The following is a 17,071-nucleotide window of genomic DNA, read 5'->3' on the forward strand; positions in this document are numbered from 1 at the left end:
GGCTGCGACATGATTCAGGCCTCCTCGCGCAAGAGGCAAGAACTCTTCTTCGGAGCGCGGCGCCGACCGAACGGGTCAGTTCGATCGAAGCGAAGCATGGATGGCGCCGACCTCATAGCTTGATCGCTTCCGCCAAGATCTGCTCCTCGACAAGGCTCATGCGGGTTGCCTCTATGGACTTCGATCCTTCGATCCGTTGTGCCGATCTTGATGATTTCAATCCCCGCGGAGTCGCCGAAAGCCGGCATCCGGGCAGCACGAACTTCTGAAAACGAAGTCCGATTTGGCATTTCAATCTGCGCCGCCCGCCGTGCCCCCTGCCAGGAAGGCGCGCGACGGATCGCAGGAGCACGTGCATCAGTCTCGTCGCCTGCAAGCTGCGACGCAAGCAAGGTATTTTCGCAATATTTGCCTGCGCCAAAGGCAGTAAACCGCAGGATATTCGGTTTCACGACGAAAGTCCGCGGGGGCTGCCGCAATTCCTCGGTTACGCTACGGCGGCCACCGGAGATCCCTGTCGGATGAGCGCGCCGCTCCTGCATATCGAATCCAGTCCATCCCTTCCTCGTGAGGCGGACGTCGTCGTCATCGGCGGCGGCGTCGTAGGCGTGTTCACAAGCTACTATCTCGCGCGTCGCGGCCTCAAGGTTGCCTTGCTCGAGAAGGGCCGCGTCGCCGCCGAGCAGTCCAGCCGCAACTGGGGATGGTGCCGCCAACAGAACCGCGACGCACGCGAGCTGCCGCTTGCGACCAAGAGCCTCGATCTCTGGGAACGAGTTGCCCAGGAAACGGGTGAAGACACGGGCTTTCGCCGCTGCGGCCTATTGTATTTGTCGAATGACGAGAATGAGCTGGCAGGCTGGGCCAAGTGGCGAGACTTCGCCAGGACCGTTGGCGTCACGACGCATCTGTTGAGCTCGGAAGAAGCGAGCGGTCGGGGCAAGGCGACGGGTCGCAAGTGGAAGGGCGGTGCGTCTTCTCGCCGACAGACGGGACGGCGGACACTTCAAAGGCCGTCCCCATCGCCGCGCGTGCGATCATGGCGGCGGGCGGCACGGTGCACCAGCTCTGCGCCGCGCGCGGCATCGAGCTCAGTGCCGGCCGGGTCAACGGCGTGGTGACCGAGGCGGGCACAATCCGGACGAAGACGGTGGTCATGGCAGGAGGCGCATGGGCATGTTCGTTCTGCAACCAGCTCGGAATTCGCTTCCCGCAGGCATCCGTGCGCTCTTCGATTCTCGCCCTGGCCCCGGGCGCGGCCGGCCTGCCTAATGCCCTTTACGCAGGGCTCGTGTCGGCCACGCGCCGCGGCAATGGCGGATACACGCTGGCCATCAGCGGGCGCGCGCGACTAGATCCGACGCCGCAGCAGGTCAGGTTCGGCCGCGAATTCCTCCCCATGTTCGCCCGCCGCTGGCGAAGCCTCAGCCCCGGCGCCTTCGAGGGCATGCGGCAAGGCCACGAATCCCTGGCGAAATGGAGGCTCGACGAGGTGACCCCGATGGAGCTGAACCGAACGCTCAATCCCCGCCCCGACATGAGGCAGATTCGGCTGACGCATCGACGCGCGTGCAAGCTGGTCCCCGAGCTGCGGCACCTCGCCATCTCAAACGTTTGGGCCGGCTACATCGACAGCACACCGGACGGCATTCCGGCAATCGGCGAAGTTGAATCCATTCCTGGCTTCATCCTTGCGGCGGGGTTCAGTGGGCACGGCTTCGGGATTGGGCCCGGCACCGGGCACATGATCGCCGACATCATCACCGGTCGAGCACCGATCGTCGACCCGCGTCCCTACAGGCCGGAACGGCTGAAAATGAGCGCCTGGGGGAAGGTCAGCGAGTTCTGAATTGCAGTTTCCGCCTCGTTGGGAAAAGCTGCTGGTTGATGCTATGAAGTTGCATATGACGCTGAAGACTCAAAGCCCCGACGCCGTTGTCGGCCCCATCCGATGGCATTGCTATGAAGCTCGATAAGATCGACGTCAGGATTTTATGCGAACTGCAGAAGAACGGGCGCATTTCCAACGTCGAGCTCGCAGAGCTGATAAATCTTTCGCCGAGCCCGTGCCTGATGCGCGTCAAGAGGCTCCAGACGGAGGGCTTCATCACCGGCTATTCCGCCCAGATCGATGTTGCCAAGCTCGGACAAACTCTGACGGTCTTCGCTGAAATCACCCTGAAGAATCATCGGCAGATCGATTTCGCTCGCTTTCTCACGACGATCGAAAAGATCGATTCGGTCGTCGAATGCCATCTGGTTTCGGGCGGGTACGACTATCTCGTCAAGTTCATCACCGCGGGAATCAGCGAATATCAGGCTGTCATGGAACGCCTGGTCGAGATGGATATCGGCATCGACAAGTACTTCAGTTTCGTCGTGCTGAAGTCCCCGATCGTGAAATCCCATCTGCCGCTCGAAAGCATCTTCGATAGCTAAGAACAATCTCCGACCGGCAGCGCGGTGATCATCCCTTCATCGCCGCGCGGACGTCCTTGTCTTCGAGCGTCTGGTCGAGCGTAGTCTTTGTCCGCTCAATAATGCCGTCGATGTCGTCATCGGTGCAGCACAGCGGCGGCGCGTAGCCCAGCACGCCTTGCGCGAAGGCGCGGATCACGAGACCATTGTCCCACGCGCGGTCGAAGATGCGGCGCGCCGCGTCGGCTTCCGCCGGCAGAGGCGTCTTGAGCTCCTTGTCAGTCACGAGCTCGATTGCAGCCAGCATGCCGCGCCCCCTGATATCGCCGACAAGCGGATGATCGGCAAGCGCCCGAAGACCTTCCATCAGCCGGTGCCCGGCCTTCCGGCCGTTTTCCAGCAAGCCGTTTTCATAGAGATCAAGGCACGCGAGCCCAACGGCTGCGCTGACGGGATGAGCGGAATAGGTGTAGCCGTGGCCGACGGCCGCCTTGCCGGCGCCATCGGCAATCGTGTTGTAGACGCCGTCGGACATGAGAACGGCCCCCATCGGCACGTAGCCAGAGGTTAGCCCCTTTGCCGTGGTCATGAGATCCGGCACGACGTCATCCTCTTCACAGGCGAAGAGCGGACCGACACGGCCAAAGCCGGTGATGACCTCATCGGCAACGAACAGAATATCGTGCTCCTTGCAGACCGCATGCATCGCCTTCAGCCAGGACGGCGGCGGAACGAGGACGCCTCCTGACCCCTGTATCGGCTCGACATAGAAGGCGGCGACGCGTTCGGCGCCCAGTTCGGCGATCTTGGCTCGCAAGGCCGCGACCGACGCCGCAATGATTGCCTGGGGATGGGAGCCGACAGGATTGCGATACGCGTAGTGCGACGGGATCTTGTGCTGCCAATTGTATGGCACGCCGAAGCCCGCATGAAAGGCCGGCAGTGCGGTCAAGCCCGCCCCAGCCGTCGACGATCCATGGTAGCCAGACTCGACGGAAATGAACTGATCCTTCTGTGGCGTACCCTTGGCATGATAATAGTACCGGATAAACCGGATCGTGCTGTCTACGGCATCTGAGCCGCCCAAGGTGAAATAGACATGGTTCAGATCGCCAGGCGCCAATTCAGCCAGCCTTGCAGCTAATCGGATGGCCGGGTCGGAGCCCAACCCGAAATAACCCGTCGCATAAGGCAGCTCGCGGAGCTGCCTCAAAGCCGCTTCAACGATGCTGTCCTGTCCGTAGCCGGCATTGACACACCATAGGCCGGCGAAGCCGTCCAGCAATTGACGTCCCGAGACATCGGTCAGCGTCGCGCCCTTCCCTGACTTCAGCAAGCGGACACCCGTCGTCTCGTGGCTTCGATAGGATGAGACCGGGTGAATCAGATGCGCGCGATCGAGTTCAATCAGCGAGTTGCTCAACATGTCGTCCTCCAGATCAACCGCAATGTTTGTGCGGCCACCCCGATGTTTTCGCACTCAACGTAGGATGACCAAGACAGCAGTTGCTCCCAGGCTGGACATGGACGAAGGGCATTTTGACTGTCATTGACGATCGGCGCCGCATCTTATGCCGGCATCGGCTTGCGCCAGGCATTGGCGCTCACGTCGGATGCGCCTATTTCGCACAACTCTCTGCCACAGCTCCGATCCGATACGACACAATCTGCTCCCGGTCACCGCGACATCGGTGCTTTATCTTGTCGGGTGCTCGCTATGATGCTTGTCGTACCGGCAAGCGGTGCGTGAGATCGCAAGGATTGGAGCTATGGCGACGTTCAGACCCAAATACATCACCTTCGACTGTTACGGCACGCTGACCAATTTCGACATGGCCGGCGCGGCGAGGAGAGTCTATGGCTCTCAACTTTCTGCCACGACGATGGCTAATTTCATCAAGGATTTCGCCGCCTATCGCCTGGACGAAGTTCTTGGCGCGTGGAAGCCGTACTTCGAGGTCGTGCATAATTCAGTAGAGCGCGCTTGCAAGCGCAACGGTATCGTATTTCGGCCGGAGGATGCCCAGCGCATCAATGAAGAGATCCACACGTGGGGTCCACATGCCGACGTCCCGGCTGGTCTGGCCAAGGTTGCCAAAGAGATCCCGCTGGTCATCTTGTCGAACTCCATGAAGAACCTCATCATGTCCAACGTGGAGAAGCTCGGCGCTCCCTTCCACATGGTCATCACGGCCGAGGAGACTGGCGCCTACAAGCCGCACATGAAAGGCTTCGAATACATGTTCGACAAGCTGGGCTGCGGCCCGGAAGATATCACCCACGTCTCCTCCTCGTTCCGCTACGATCTGATGACCGCCTACGATCTGGGTATCAAGAGCAAGGTATGGGTGAACCGCGGTCACGAGCCGGCGAACCCCTTCTATGAATACACCGAGGTCTCTGGCATCGGCGGCTTGGCTGCCGCAGTCGGCCTGGAGCCTCTTCGTAAAAGCGCCTGAGCGCAGTTCTTTCGGGATCGCTCGCGGCACTTCAGCAATAGAGATCTGCGCTGGTCAAAGAAAAGGGGGCGGTTCAACCGCCCCCTTTTCCTGTTTCAGATCCGATGGACGCTCAATCCAGGCCGCCGACATGAAGGGCCTTGCTCTCGAGATATTCTTCTATCCCGAGCTGAGATCCCTCGCGTCCCAGGCCCGACTGTTTGACACCGCCGAAAGGCGCGACCTCCGTCGAGATCAGGCCGGTGTTCAGGCCGACCATGCCGAACTCCAGCGCTTCGGCAATACGCCAGGAACGCTTCAGGTTTTCAGTGTAGAAATACGCCGCAAGACCGAAGGGCGTACCGTTTGCGATCGCTATCGCCTCGTCCTCCGTCTCGAACCGGAAAAGCGGCGCGACCGGTCCGAAGGTCTCCTCCGAAGCCAGGAGCATCTCGGTCGTCGCGCCACCGAGCACGAGAGGCCGAGCAAATTGCCGGCCCTCCGGCACCGCCTCACTCTCAGCGATGATCTTTGCGCCTTTATCCAGCGCGTCCATGACGTGCCGCTTGATCTTCTCGATCGCTGCGCCATTGATCATCGGCCCGATTGCGACCCCATCTTCCGTACCGGCACCGACCTTCATTTTCGCGACCTTGCCGGCGAGCTTCTGTGCAAAGGCATCGTAGACACCCGATTGGACAAGAATGCGATTGCAGCAGACGCAGGTCTGTCCGCCGTTGCGGAACTTCGACGCAATTGCGCCCTCGACGGCGCGGTCGATATCGGCATCGTCGAAGACGATGAACGGCGCGTTGCCGCCGAGCTCGAGACTGAGCCGCTTGATGTTGTCGGCGGCGCCTTTCATCAGCAGCGCGCCGACGCGGGTCGATCCCGTGAACGAGATCTTGCGGACGGACTCATTGGCCATCAGCTCCTTGCCAATGTCCGTCGGCATGCCCGTCACGATGTTGATCACGCCAGGTGGAATCCCCGCCCGCTCCGCCAGCACACCGATCGCGAGGGCCGAAAACGGCGTGAATTCAGAGGGCTTGATGACGACGGTGCAGCCCGCGGCCAGCGCGGGCGCCACTTTCCGTGTAATCATCGCGTTGGGGAAATTCCAGGGCGTAATGATCCCGCAGACGCCGACAGGCTCTTTCAAAACCAGAATGCGGCGATCGACCGTGGGAGACGGGATCGTCGATCCGTTGATCCGGCGCGCCTCTTCCGCAAACCATTTGACGAAGGAGGCTCCATAGCGGATTTCGCCGAGCGATTCCGCCAGTGGCTTGCCCTGCTCCAGCGTGAGCAGAAGAGCCAAATCCTGCTCATGGAGTCGCATGAGCTCATACCAGCGCTCCAGCAGCGCGGCGCGCTCTGCATGGGCCTTGGTCTTCCAATGCTTGAACGCGTCGGCCGCAGCGCGGATGGTAGCCTTGGTCTCCTCGCACCCCATATCGGGGATGGTGCCAAGAACTTGCTGGCTGGCAGGATCGATGACATCAACCGTCGCCTTCGCACTCGCGTCGCGCCAGTGGCCGCCGATCAGTGCCTGCTGGCGAAACAGATCCTTGTCTTTCAATGCAACCATGTATTTGTTCCCTTACTCTTCGGGGTCAAACCGCCAACACTGCCGGATATGCGATTGGCGAGACAAGCCGTCTCATCTGAGCCATACAGCACCGCGCGCCGCATTTTTCATCGAGAAGGAAGCGTCTGACCGCGTTGAATCCGGTCAGATGGGATTTCGAAAGTCGATTATTCTGGCCGTCGTTCAGTGAGGCCGCCGTCAGGCATCGTGCTCAGTCATAGTGACAGACGTAGATCTTCCGCACGGTCTCGATCGTGCGCCAGACGCCGACAAAGCCCGGCTTCATCACAAAGCTGTCGCCGGCGCGGAAAGTCTTCGTCTCGCCACCCTTTTCCTCGATTTCGATAAGACCCGAGATGACATGGCAGAACTCGAAGGTGGTGCCCTTGATGGAATGGGTCTCGCCGGGGGTTGCCTCCCAGACGCCCGTCAGCACTTTCTCGCCTTTCGAGGCGTCCTGCGCCCAGGTCTTGAAGGACGGATTGCCCGAAATGAGCCGTTCCGGATCTGGCACGGCCTTCTTCGGTACAAAATCCGGATTGGTGTCGATGGCAATCAGAAGTGACATGGCATCTTTCCTGTTAGTAACCGAGCAGTCGATCGACGAGGCCGATCGGATTTCGTCCGGCGCGGTGGCGCCGGATGTTCTCTATGACGGATTGCGCGGCCGTATGCGGTTGCGTCACGGACGCGATATGCGGCGTGATGATCACCTTCGGATGCGACCAGAGCGCATGGGCTCCCGGCAGCGGCTCGGGATCGGTCACGTCGAGCATCGCTTCGGCGAGGCGCCCGCTATCGAGCGCTTCGATGAGTGCGCCCTTGTCAAGCTGCGGACCGCGGCCGACATGCAGCAGCCTTGCTCCCGCCGGCAGGAGAGAGAACAGCTGTGCGTTCAGGATGCCGCTCGTTTGCTCCGTCAGGGGCAGAAGACAGACGAGAATGTCCGTTCCTTTCAGGAAGCTGCCAAGCTGACCATCGCCGTGGAAGCAGGTGACGCCCTCGATCGTCTTGTTGCTGCGGCTCCACGCGGCAAGGGGAAATCCAAACGGCTTGAGGCGATCAATCGCAGCTTGCGCCAACATGCCGAAGCCCAGAAAGCCGACGCGCCGATCGGCCGCCTGGGGCGTTGCAAGAGCCTGCCATAGGCCTCTTCCCTGCTGCTCCCGATAGGCAAGCATCTCGCGATGGAGTGTCAGCACACCAAGCACGACGTACTCCTGCATCATGCGTATGATGCCATCCTCGATCATGCGCACGAGCTTGACGTGGCCAGGTAGGGTCTCCGGCTTGAATTGATCGACCCCCGCACCGGTGGAAAAGAGCATTTCCAGATTTCGAAAACGCGAGAGATCGTCGGGCGCGTTCCAGGTTATCAGGTACCGTACCTTTTCCGGCTCGAAGCATTCGCTGGAATGATAGAATTCGAGATCAGGGAGCTCGCGCGCAAAGGCCTGCCGGAATATAGCCGCCCGAGCAGCATCGGAATTGAAAAGGAACGCCATCGACGTGGTCCTCTCAGGTCCTCGCCCGGGATGCGGCGCGTTGAGACCGGACTGGCCGGCCACCGAGGGCTGGAAAGGCGGCGAGCCCTACGAAGCCTTCAACGTTCACTGGGGTCACCCTGCCTGCTGTTGCCGGATATCGATAGGCCGCAACCAGTAGCTTTCCCTGCTGAATCGAGCTCCACTGGCGGCGAAACATTCCGAGTACCGCCCGCCAAACAGGCGAAACCTGCTGGCCTTCCGCGCTATGCTGCTGCAAAAGAGGGCTTGTGCGGCACCCAACAGAAGGCCGGCGGGGGATAGGCCGCGCCCTTTGAGCCCGCAAAGGAATGGATGAGCGGAATGGGACGAACGGTACGCGTGAAGTCCTTTGAACTGGTGGCCAAGGACATCAACGACGTTGATGTGAAGCTGCTCCACGCGCTTTCGATCGGTGTCGGCTGGCCGCATCGCCCCAAGGACTGGGATTTCCTGCGCCGCGCCGGCCACGGCATCGTCGCCGTTGACGGCATAGGCCGCGTTTTCGGCAGCGCGATGTGGTTCCCTTATAGCCAGGAATTCGCGACGATTGGCCTGGTGATCACATCACCCCGAACCCAGGCACAAGGTACTGGCCGCTGGCTCATGGAGCAGGTTTTCGAGCGGTGTGGCGACCGGAATTTGACCCTCAATTCAACCCATGCCGCCTATCATCTGTATCTGTCGCTGGGGTTCACGAAGGAAGCCACCGTGCATCTGTGGCAAGGAGAGATCGTCTTACCACCCCCGCCGGTGCCGGGTCTGGCCGGTGAGTTGAGCTCGCTGTCCACGGCGGACATCGGAGAGATCGCGGCACTGGATGAACGCGCGTTCGGAACTAACCGGCAGAAGCTGCTCGCGTTGCTTTCTGAAGGTGCGTCAATCTCCGTCCTGCGCCGCGGCGGAGAGACCGTCGGTTATTCCATGAAGCGCGAATTCGGCCGCGGTCATGTGATCGGCCCGATCGTTGCCAGCAATGATTGTGACGCGATCCATCTCACCGCTGTGCATCTTAGGAATCTCGCGGGACAATTCGTCCGCGTCGATACGCGGGAGCAGACGGGTCTGTTTGCCGACTTCCTTCAACAGAGCCGCCTCGGAATGACCGACACCGTCACGACGATGTCTAAGGGCCGGCGATTCCTGAACCGAAAGGAAAATGAGCCGTGGGTGTACGGGCTAGCCGGTCACGCGTTGAGCTGAAGCTATGAAGCGAAGCTCCGTGGGGACTGGTACCAACGGCCGATCGCGACCCTACAGAGACGGCCGTGGCTAGCGCGGCTAGCGGAGGGGCGAGTCGCTCGCGAAGCGGACCCAAGCGCACGAAATCGTAGTTTGGCGTGCGCAATCGCGCAATTGGCGGAGAGATGTGAGTCAAACTCACGACGTTCGACCATTCCGCGTCGAAAGCACTCGCCCGCACCCTACCCTCGGAAGTTCAGATCCTGCACATGTGCCAAAAGCCTGCGCACGTTGGCTGTGGTGAGATTTTTCTTGGTCTCCCGGTGCACACGTCGTGCACACGGCGCCTTCTAAGCGATTGAAAACCTTAAACTCTCGCTCCAATCCATCATGGGGGCGACGGAAAACATATAATGCTGCGATTCCAATGGCTTACCTTATGTATTCATCGGATGAATCCGAAACAGGTGCGCTCCAAATTAGTCGAAACTGCACACGTTTGAACCTGTTTTTTGACCTCTCACCGCACACGTAACGCAAACAGCGCGCCGGGCGAAGCTGCCCGCAGCGCAATGGCTCTACCCTCTCCAAAGACTTTGCATGCATCAGGCCCTCATAGCGCGCGGCAGGAGATCGGTGTCGATCAAGCTCATCGATAGGAGATCGTCGCTGTGACAATCTCGACGTAGTTGAGGAAGCGGCTCAATAGAGTGTGAACGGCATGATCACGTTGGATCAATCATTCAGGTTGCTTCGATTTGTTCCTGCACTGGCGCGCGCGAGGGATGAGAGGGCGACTCGATCGCGTTGATCGAGCGCAGACATTAGACCGCACGCATCGACCAAGTGTCCATTGGGAGCGCGTTATACTCAGTGGAGGCGAAGGCCGCCTATGCCGCCGTGATTGGATCGGCCGGCGCGATCGCGCTGATCAACTCGATCGGCAATCTCGCCGGCTTTGGCGGCCCTTATCTGATCGGCTGGGTCAAGGAAGCGACAGGGCAAACCTCGACAGGGCTGCTCGTGCTCGCGATCCTGCCCTTGATCGCCGGCATCCTGGTCTTCGCCGGGGGCCACGAGAGCAAGCACGAGTTCGCCGAGCTGGGGCGGTAAGCCTTTCCAGCATCGCCCCGGCAAATGCGAGGCCCATATCCCAACTTGGGTTATGGGGGACTCAGCGTCAGAAGCGATAAGGCGCGACGGAGTACCCTGATCCTTTACTAGACCTGGACCGAAGTCAGCTTCTTCAGGCAGCGCAGCGCAAACGATGACCGGCTGTGGCGGATGCCCGGAATGCGATAGAGCTTTTCGCGCAGAAAGCGCTCATAGCCGGCGGTGCTTTCGACCGCGACCTTCACGATGTAATCGTAGTCGCCGGTGGTGAGATAGGCCTCGATCACCTCCGGCAAATTCGTAAGCAATTGGCCAAAGCGCTCGAGCATCTCCTCGTCGTGGCGGTCGAGCGTCAGCTCTATGATGACCGTTTCGGGGAGGCCAAGCTTGTCCTGATTGAGCAGCGCGACGTAGCCATCGATATAGCCCTGGGTCTCCAAACGCTTCAGCCTGTTCCAGCATGGCGTGGTGGAGAGCCCGATTCTGTCGGCAAGTTGCGCCGTCGTCAGGCGCGCATCCTGCTGCAAGGCACGCAGGATCTTGCGATCGATCTCGTCGAGCCGAAGTGCATCCTTGCGCGGAGCTTTGACAGGCCCTCTGGCACGTCCGACCGATGCCATACCAAGAATCCTATTCTCGCTTTGCTATTCGTACCTGGAAAATTTTTATCGCATTTTGAGACTACACCCAGATCAAAGGAACAACAATCCTGGCTTTTGCCAGTACAATATACTTAACATAATGAGACGCATGCGGTGTTTGTTCTCGAACTGCAGACCAGCAATATGCACGCCGCACTCGGCCGCCTGCTCGACCAGACCCGTGTCGCAGGGCTGCCGCTTGCTGCTCTCAGTGCGCGGGCGGATGCGGATGCCTGCCGCATCTCGGCTTCCCTAGACATCAATGACCGCGACGTCATCGACCGGCTCGTTCGCCGCGTTGGTGCGTTATTCTGCGTCGATGCAATCGAGGTGAGAGGTGAAAGCCAATGTCCGACCCCAAACTCATCCGTGACATGATCCCGCAAGACGGGGCGGCTCCATCCGCCGAGCATCCGCCACTGAGGCTGCACGTGCCGGAGCCGGCGGTGCGCCCGGGTGGTACGCCGGATTTCTCCAACATCCGCATTCCGCGCGCAGGCCAGGTCAATCGTCCCGACGTCGACGTGGATGCCGAGACGATTCGTGATCTCGCCTTCTCGGTTATCCGCGTGCTCAATCGCGACGGCGAGGCCGTCGGTTCCTGGGCAGGTGCGCTCTCCGACAACGAACTGCTCGAGGGCCTGCGTCACATGATGACGCTGCGTGCGTTCGATGCGCGCATGCAGATGGCGCAGCGTCAGGGCAAGACCTCGTTCTATATGCAGCACATGGGTGAAGAGGCCGTGAGCTGCGCCTTCCGCAAAGCGCTCAATCCGGGGGACATGAATTTTCCGACCTATCGCCAGGCCGGGCTTTTGATCGCCGGCGGCTACTCCGTGGTCGAGATGGCCTGCCAGATCTATTCCAACACACACGACCCCCTGAAGGGGCGCCAGCTGCCCGTGATGTATTCCTCAAGGGAGCACGGCTTCTTCACGATCTCGGGAAATCTTGCCACCCAATACATTCAGGCGGTCGGCTGGGCGATGGCCTCGGCAATCAAGAACGACACGAAGATCGCGGTCGCCTGGATCGGCGATGGCGCAACGGCCGAATCCGACTTCCACGCGGCCCTCGTGTTCGCTTCGACCTATCGCGCGCCGGTCGTACTCAACATCGTCAACAATCAATGGGCCATCTCGACCTTCCAGGGCATCGCGCGAGGTGGCTCCGGCACGTTCGCGGCGCGCGGCCTCGGCTTCGGCATTCCGGCTCTACGCGTCGACGGCAACGACTACCTCGCCGTCCACGCGGTTGCGAAATGGGCGTGCGAGCGTGCACGCCGCAATCTTGGCCCGACCCTGATCGAGCACGTGACCTACCGCGTCGGCGCGCACTCCACCTCGGACGATCCCGCGGGCTATCGGCCGAAGACGGAGTCCGAAGCGTGGCCGCTCGGAGATCCCGTGATCAGGCTGAAGAATCATTTGATCGTGCGCGGCGCCTGGTCGGAGGAACGACACAAGCAGGCCGAGGCGGAGATCATGGACACCGTGATCGCGGCGCAGAAGGAGGCCGAGGGCTACGGCACGCTGCATTCACCTCAGCATGCCTCGGCGCGTGACATGTTTGAGGGCGTATTCGCGGATATGCCGCCACATCTGCGCCGCCAGCGCCAGGAAGCGGGAGTCTGAGCGATGCCGCGCAAAACCATGATCGAGGCGATTCGCGAGGCCATGGATGTGATGATGTCGCGCGATGGCGACGTCGTCGTGTTCGGCGAGGACGTCGGCTATTTCGGCGGCGTGTTTCGCGCCAGCCAGGGCCTGCAAGCGAAATACGGAACGAGCCGTTGCTTCGATACCCCGATCAGCGAGCTCGGTATCGTCGGCATCGCAGTGGGCATGGCGGCTTACGGCCTGAAACCCTGTGTCGAAATACAGTTCGCCGACTACATGTATCCGGCTTACGACCAGATCGTCTCCGAGGCCGCGCGGTTGCGCTATCGCTCCAACGGTCAATTCACCTGCCCGCTCGTGGTGCGCATGCCGACCGGCGGCGGCATTTTTGGCGGCCAGACACACAGCCAGAGCCCGGAAGCTCTGTTCACGCATGTCTGCGGCATCAAGACCGTCGTGCCGTCGAACCCACGGGACGCCAAGGGCCTGTTGATCTCTGCGATCGAGGACCCCGATCCCGTGATCTTTCTCGAACCGAAGCGGCTCTATAACGGTCCATTCGACGGTCATCACGACCGGCCGGTAACGCCGTGGTCGAAGCATGATCTCGGCGAAGTCGACGACGGACATTTTGCAATTCCGCTCGGCAGCGCCGCGATCCGCAGGCCGGGTGAGGCCGTCACCATCCTCGCCTACGGCACGATGGTGCACGTCGCCGAGACCGCCGCGACCGAATCCGGCATTGATGCCGAGATCATCGATCTTCGCTCGCTGCTGCCTCTCGATCTCGACACCATCGAAGCCTCGGTCAAGAAGACCGGACGCTGCGTCATCGTGCACGAGGCGACGCTGACCTCTGGCTTCGGTGCTGAGCTCTGCGCATTGGTCCAGACACGATGCTTCTATCATCTGGAAGCCCCGATCGTGCGTGTCGCCGGATGGGACACGCCCTACCCGCATGCGCAGGAATGGGACTATTTTCCGGGCCCTGCGCGTGTCGGCCGCGCATTGATCGAAACGCTGGAGGCTTGAGATGGCCGAGCGCGTGGTCAGGCTGCCCGACGTCGGCGAAGGCATTGCGGAGGCCGAGCTCGTGGAATGGCACGTGAAGGTCGGCGATGTCGTGCGCGAAGACGCCGTGCTCGGTGCCGTCATGACCGACAAGGCGACGGTGGAGATTCCCTCGCCGACGGACGGACAGGTCATCTGGCTCGCCGGCAGTGTGGGCGACGTTCTCGCCATCGGCTCGGACTTTGTTCGGCTGGAGGTGGACGGCAAAAGCGCGCCAGCGGCGGAGACAGTGAAGTCAGCATCGTCCACGGCAAGCACTTTGGCCAAAAAGCCTGACGTTGCCGCAAGCGCCCCGCGCATGGCGCGCGAGCCGCCCAACATGCTGAAGTCGCAGCCCTCTGCGGCGCCACCCCACCACGCAGGCGATCGGCCTCTCGCCGCCCCCGCGGTTCGGCTCCGCGCGCGGGAGGCAGGCGTCGACTTGCGTCAGATCCGGGGAACGGGTCCCGCCGGGCGGATCACCCATGATGATCTCGACGCCCATCTCGCGCGCGGCCGCACCGGAACGACGGCGACGCCGTATCCAACGCAAACCGCGGTCACTGACATCAAGATCGTCGGCTTGCGACGCAAGATCGCCGAGAAGATGTCCGTTGCGAGCTCGCGCATTCCGCACATCACTTATGTCGAAGAGGTCGATGTCACCGCGCTCGAGGATTTGCGCGCGAAGCTCAACAGCCAGAAGCAGCCGGGTAGACCCAAACTGACAATGTTGCCGTTCCTGATGCGCGCCATGGTGCGCGCGATCGCCGAGCAGCAGCATCTCAATGCCCATTTCGACGACGAGGCCGGGATCGTTCACCAGCACGCAGGCGTTCATATCGGGATCGCCACGCAAACGCCGGCCGGCCTCGTGGTCCCCGTCGTCCGGCATGCGGAAGCGCGCGACCTCTGGAGTTGCGCCGCCGAGGTGGCACGGCTCGCGGAAGCGGCTCGGAACGGCACCGCCACCCGTGACGAGCTCACCGGCTCGACCATCACCATCACATCGCTCGGCGCGCTGGGCGGGCTCGCGACGACGCCCATCATCAATCATCCCGAGGTCGCGATCGTCGGCGTCAACCGTATCGCGATCCGTCCGCATTGGGATGGCGCCGCCTTCGTGCCGCGTCAGATGATGAACCTGTCGTCCAGCTTCGACCACCGGGTCATCGATGGTTTCGATGCAGCCCAGTTCGTGCAGCGGATCAAGACCCAGTTGGAGACACCCGCCATGATCTTCATTGACGGGTAGGATGATGACCGAGATCACCTGCAAGCTCCTTGTCATCGGCGCGGGCCCCGGCGGCTACACCTGCGCGATCCGTGCCGGCCAGCTCGGCATCGATACGATCATCGTCGAGGCCGAGAAGCCGGGTGGAACCTGCCTCAATGTCGGCTGCATTCCTTCCAAGGCCTTGATCCATGCGGCCGGTGAGTATGAAACCATTGCGCGCGCCTCGGCGGGCGAGAGCGCACTGGGCATCACCACGGCGAAGCCGTCTCTCGACTTCGCCAAGACCATCGCCTGGAAGGACAATATCGTCCGACGTCTGAACGGCGGTGTGGCTGGTCTCTTGAGAAGGGCCGGTGTCAGGCTCGTGGCCGGCTATGCTCGCTTCCGCGACGGTAAGACCGTCGAGGTCGAAACGCAATCCGGCCGGCAGGTGATCCATGCCGAAACGGTGGTGATTGCGACAGGCTCCGAGCCGGTCGCCCTGCCGTTTCTTCCCTTCGGTGGCCGCGTGATCTCCTCGACCGAGGCTTTGGCGCTCACCGAAATCCCTAAGAGGCTCGTCGTGGTCGGCGGCGGGTACATTGGGCTCGAGCTCGGTACTGCATTCGCGAAAATCGGCGCGACCGTCACGGTCGTGGAGGCCGCGCCACGCGTTCTCCCGCAATATGATCGCGACTTGAGCGAGCCCGTCGCAAGGCGCCTGACCGCGCTCGGGGTCACGGTTTTGACGGACGCAAAGGTGAAAGCACTCGCCACCGACGGAACGGCGCTGGCGGTCGAGACCGCCGATGGTGAGCAGATTGCTCTCGCAGCCGACAAGATCCTTGTCACGGTCGGCCGCAGCCCCCTGACAAGCGGCTTCGGCCTCGAGCAGCTCGATCTCGATATGGACGGACCTTTCATTCGAATTGACGACCGATGTCGCACCTCGATGCACGGCATCTCTGCGATCGGAGACGTCACGGGAGAGCCGATGCTGGCGCATCGCGCCATGGCGCAAGGCGAGATGGTGGCCGAAATCGTTGCCGGCCGCCGTCGCGCCTGGGACCGGGTTTCGATCCCGGCGATCTGCTTCACCGACCCCGAGCTCGTGACGGTCGGCCTGTCACCCAACGAGGCGAGCAGCAGGGGATTCGACGTCAAGACGGAGCTCTTCCCGTTCAAGGCCAACGGCCGCGCATTGACGCTGGATCGGGAAGACGGCTTCATCCGGACGGTCGTGCGAGCCGACAATCACCTCCTGTTGGGTATCCAGGGCGTCGGCGCCGGCATCGCCGAGCTTTCGGCAGCCTTCACTCTTGCGCTGGAGATGGGCGCGCGGCTGGAGGATATCGCCATGACCATCCATGCGCATCCAACCCAAAGCGAAGCCTTTCACGAAGCTGCGCTGAAGTCGCTGGGGCATGCGATTCATATCTAAGCACCGGCACCACCTGCGCCGTAGAGCTGCCACCTGGCGCCACAACGAGCGCCCATCAAATTCGAGTCGCCGCCAGAACTCGGTTCTTGGCGCCACAACGCAGTCGCAGCGGTCGTCATTCTTGCAGCACCAATGGGTTGCCCCTGTTACCGGGCAGTGCTGGCTCGGTCCTGTCCCATTTCGAAGGGCCTGCTCAACTTTCTTGACCTCCCGGTGCACACGTAGTGCACACGCTGCCATCTAAGTGATTGAAAGACCTAAACTCCCAATCCATCATGGGGGCTTTGGAAAACTTCCGACCTAACCCGTTCATTTACTGAGATATTCGCCTCTGCCCGGCCCTTGATGTGATTGGACCGATTGAGAAATCTGGTGTGACAAGGCTTCCGCAACCTTGAATCGGAAGCGGAAATCGCGTCTTCGGAATCCCGGCGCACGCGTCACGCAAACCCTCAGCGAGAGGGCGCACGCCACTTACAGGACATGCATCAAAGGCTCGAGCACTCAGCTGGGAGATATCGGCTTCGATCATGTTCAATCGGCAATGTGAATCCAGGTTGCGCAGACGCTGAGCTCATTCAATCGCGACCGCGCAGACCGAAATTTCCCGCCCTGGTCAGACGACACACACCCGGTTGCTCACATCCGCGCATGATCTTGCTTGTCTTGTCGTGAATTACATTTGTCACAATGACAGTTCATATGTATAGTTGATTGAAATGACACAAGCCGCTTAAGCGGCATCGTCAGCCAGGGAGAGCGCCGGAAGCTTCAGATCTCACGACTACAATGACCGCCCCACTCCGCGCGGCGCGGGGCAGCGCATTCGAATCGAGCGA

Annotated in this window: 13 protein-coding genes and 2 pseudogenes; 10 read left to right on the top strand and 5 right to left on the bottom strand. The window is 61.2% G+C overall.

Annotated elements, in window-relative coordinates; genetic code table 11:
* Positions 1-521 precede the first annotated feature (521 nt).
* A pseudogene (locus RAD10_RS17540) lies at positions 522-1,849 on the top strand (NAD(P)/FAD-dependent oxidoreductase).
* A gap of 113 nt (positions 1,850-1,962) precedes the next feature.
* On the top strand, positions 1,963-2,439 hold the full coding sequence (locus tag RAD10_RS17545; RefSeq protein ID WP_461618502.1) for an Lrp/AsnC family transcriptional regulator: 477 nt from the start codon (positions 1,963-1,965) through the stop codon (positions 2,437-2,439).
* A 28-nt stretch (positions 2,440-2,467) separates the two neighbouring features.
* Here the strand turns inward: RAD10_RS17545 and RAD10_RS17550 are convergent, their stop codons facing one another.
* Complete coding sequence (locus RAD10_RS17550) at positions 2,468-3,844, bottom strand: aminotransferase class III-fold pyridoxal phosphate-dependent enzyme (protein WP_461618503.1); 1,377 nt, start codon at positions 3,842-3,844, stop codon at positions 2,468-2,470.
* A 343-nt stretch (positions 3,845-4,187) separates the two neighbouring features.
* Here RAD10_RS17550 and RAD10_RS17555 point away from each other — a divergent pair, with 343 nt between their 5' ends.
* Entirely contained in the window at positions 4,188-4,877 is a 690-nt protein-coding gene (locus tag RAD10_RS17555; RefSeq protein ID WP_461618504.1) for a haloacid dehalogenase type II, read from the top strand.
* A gap of 112 nt (positions 4,878-4,989) precedes the next feature.
* Here RAD10_RS17555 and RAD10_RS17560 read toward each other — a convergent pair whose 3' ends face one another.
* The 3 genes from RAD10_RS17560 to RAD10_RS17570 form a co-directional block, all read right to left on the bottom strand.
* Positions 4,990-6,447 carry an NAD-dependent succinate-semialdehyde dehydrogenase gene (locus RAD10_RS17560; RefSeq protein WP_461618505.1) on the bottom strand — a complete coding sequence of 486 codons (1,458 nt, stop codon included), beginning with the start codon at positions 6,445-6,447 and terminating at the stop codon, positions 4,990-4,992.
* A gap of 211 nt (positions 6,448-6,658) precedes the next feature.
* Complete coding sequence (locus RAD10_RS17565; RefSeq protein WP_461618506.1) at positions 6,659-7,015, bottom strand: cupin domain-containing protein; 357 nt, start codon at positions 7,013-7,015, stop codon at positions 6,659-6,661.
* A 13-nt stretch (positions 7,016-7,028) separates the two neighbouring features.
* Positions 7,029-7,952 carry a 2-hydroxyacid dehydrogenase gene (locus RAD10_RS17570; protein WP_461618507.1) on the bottom strand — a complete coding sequence of 308 codons (924 nt, stop codon included), beginning with the start codon at positions 7,950-7,952 and terminating at the stop codon, positions 7,029-7,031.
* Between the two features lie 342 nt (positions 7,953-8,294).
* Here RAD10_RS17570 and RAD10_RS17575 point away from each other — a divergent pair, with 342 nt between their 5' ends.
* Positions 8,295-9,173, top strand: coding sequence for a GNAT family N-acetyltransferase (locus tag RAD10_RS17575; RefSeq protein WP_461618508.1), 879 nt, complete (start codon positions 8,295-8,297; stop codon positions 9,171-9,173).
* Between the two features lie 888 nt (positions 9,174-10,061).
* A pseudogene (locus RAD10_RS17580) lies at positions 10,062-10,265 on the top strand (MFS transporter); the annotation flags it as partial.
* A gap of 107 nt (positions 10,266-10,372) precedes the next feature.
* Here the strand turns inward: RAD10_RS17580 and RAD10_RS17585 are convergent.
* Positions 10,373-10,885 (bottom strand): Lrp/AsnC family transcriptional regulator, encoded by a 513-nt coding sequence (locus RAD10_RS17585; protein ID WP_183258897.1) that lies wholly within the window; start codon positions 10,883-10,885, stop codon positions 10,373-10,375.
* Positions 10,886-11,020: 135 nt separating this feature from the next.
* Between RAD10_RS17585 and RAD10_RS17590 the strand changes: the two genes are divergently transcribed.
* Genes RAD10_RS17590 through lpdA form a run of 5 tightly spaced genes read left to right on the top strand, consistent with a single transcriptional unit; the run spans position 11,021 to position 16,232 of the window.
* The gene (locus tag RAD10_RS17590) at positions 11,021-11,284 is read left to right on the top strand and encodes a hypothetical protein (RefSeq protein WP_461618509.1); all 264 of its coding nucleotides are present in this window, start codon (positions 11,021-11,023) and stop codon (positions 11,282-11,284) included.
* Complete coding sequence (locus RAD10_RS17595; RefSeq protein WP_461618585.1) at positions 11,281-12,540, top strand: thiamine pyrophosphate-dependent enzyme; 1,260 nt, start codon at positions 11,281-11,283, stop codon at positions 12,538-12,540. The genes RAD10_RS17590 and RAD10_RS17595 overlap by 4 nt, the downstream gene beginning before the upstream one ends.
* Before the next feature lie 3 nt (positions 12,541-12,543).
* Complete coding sequence (locus RAD10_RS17600; protein ID WP_461618510.1) at positions 12,544-13,557, top strand: alpha-ketoacid dehydrogenase subunit beta; 1,014 nt, start codon at positions 12,544-12,546, stop codon at positions 13,555-13,557.
* A gap of 1 nt (position 13,558) precedes the next feature.
* Entirely contained in the window at positions 13,559-14,830 is a 1,272-nt protein-coding gene (locus RAD10_RS17605) for a dihydrolipoamide acetyltransferase family protein (protein ID WP_461618511.1), read from the top strand.
* A gap of 4 nt (positions 14,831-14,834) precedes the next feature.
* Entirely contained in the window at positions 14,835-16,232 is a 1,398-nt protein-coding gene (gene lpdA, locus RAD10_RS17610; protein ID WP_461618586.1) for a dihydrolipoyl dehydrogenase, read from the top strand.
* Positions 16,233-17,071: the final 839 nt, after the last annotated feature.

The sequence above is a fragment of the Bradyrhizobium sp. 23AC genome (genome assembly GCF_054863025.1).